Annotated in this window: 1 protein-coding gene; it reads left to right on the plus strand. The window is 47.6% G+C overall.

Annotated features, from left to right (window positions below):
- Positions 1–241: 241 nt before the first annotated feature.
- Positions 242–1,507, plus strand: a 1,266-nt coding sequence (gene nagZ / locus BG32_RS03220; RefSeq protein WP_121526364.1) for a beta-N-acetylhexosaminidase, incomplete at its 3' end; no start/stop codon positions are given.

A 1,507-nucleotide genomic window follows, 5' to 3' on the forward strand; every position in this document is an offset into this window, starting at 1 on the left:
CTTGATGCCACCAACCCCCAATCTCCGACCCCCAACCACGGTTCTTCCAACAGCAATGCTATCGCATTTTCTATCTGTATCCAAGTTTTCCCTCGGTTACTTAAATGGAACTATAGTCAAATATGATCGATAAGCAACGGAATCGAAGGTTATGTATATTCATACTATACAAATTTACAATTGACAATACAAGGTAATAAAAACTAGAATTGTATCGTATGAAAACCAAGGAGAATTCAGAATGAATTTCGACGAAGCCGTAGGACGGTTGTTTTTGATTGGAATACCCGGTCCGGAAATCGATAGCGAGACCGAAAGGACACTTCGAGAAGTCAAACCCGGAGCGGTTATTCTCTTTTCGAAGAATATCGTTGATGCTGTTCAGGTAAGGGCTCTCGTAGATGACATTCAAAGAGTCCTTGGGTACAAGCCCGCAATTGCTATTGATCAGGAAGGCGGGATAGTAAGCCGACTGAGGGACGGCTTCTCTGTTTCGCCCGGAGCTATGGCAATAGCCGCCACTGGAAGCACTAAAAACTCCTTCGTTGTTGGAAGAATACTTGCCAGAGAGATGAACGCCATAGGTGTGAATTGGAATCTCGCTCCCGTCGTCGATATTAACTGCAATCCCAAAAACCCGGGAATCGGAGTAAGGAGTTTCGGCGATTCTCCGGATCAGGTTATAGCCTACGCAAGGGCCTTTGTAGAGGGTATGAAGAGTGAAAGAGTGATGAGCTGTTTGAAGCATTTTCCCGGCAAGGGAAGGGTAGATGTCGACGCTCATCTGGATTTACCGATTCTGGACATCCCCCAATCTTTGCTTTATGAATACGAACTGAGACCATTCAAGGAAATTCAAGCAGATTCGATAATGCCTTCGCATATATACATGCCTCAGCTTCAGGCGTCCCGGGTTCCGGCGTCGATGTCGAGAGAGATATTGACGGATCTTGCCAGGAACGTGCTGAATTATCGCGGGGTCCTTGTCGCAGATGATCTGGGAATGGGGGGAGTGAGCAACTACTTCACGCCAGAGGAAGCCGCTATACAGGGTCTGAGAAATGGAATGGATTATCTGACTTACTGCCACGATCCGGTTGTCCAGAGAAGAGTCAAGAAGATTCTGATTAGAGAGATAGAAAAATCGCCAGAGCTGGAAAAGCGTTTCCAGGAATCTCTACAAAGAGTTGAGAAGTTCCGGGTAGAGGCGACCAGTGCCGACAGGTTCTCGATCGAAGAGATCGCCTCCCAGGAGAGTCTGAATGCGATGCAGGAGATTTCCGACAGATCTATCACGGCCATTCTGGAAGACAGTTCTCTTCTTCCCCTTCCAATCGAGAGTGTGAGCGGAATATTCTCTGTAAGGCTTTCAAGATTGGTTCAAGTTGAAGACGGTCCCCAGAAGGGAGTTCCCACTGTGGCCAGAGAGATCGCGCAGATGGCAGACTGTCCGATAATTGACTTCTCGCCTAACATAACCGTCGAAGAAGCGGACAGACTGGCTGCC

The organism is Mesotoga sp. HF07.pep.5.2.highcov (assembly GCF_003666285.1).
Lineage (GTDB): Bacteria > Thermotogota > Thermotogae > Petrotogales > Kosmotogaceae > Mesotoga > Mesotoga prima.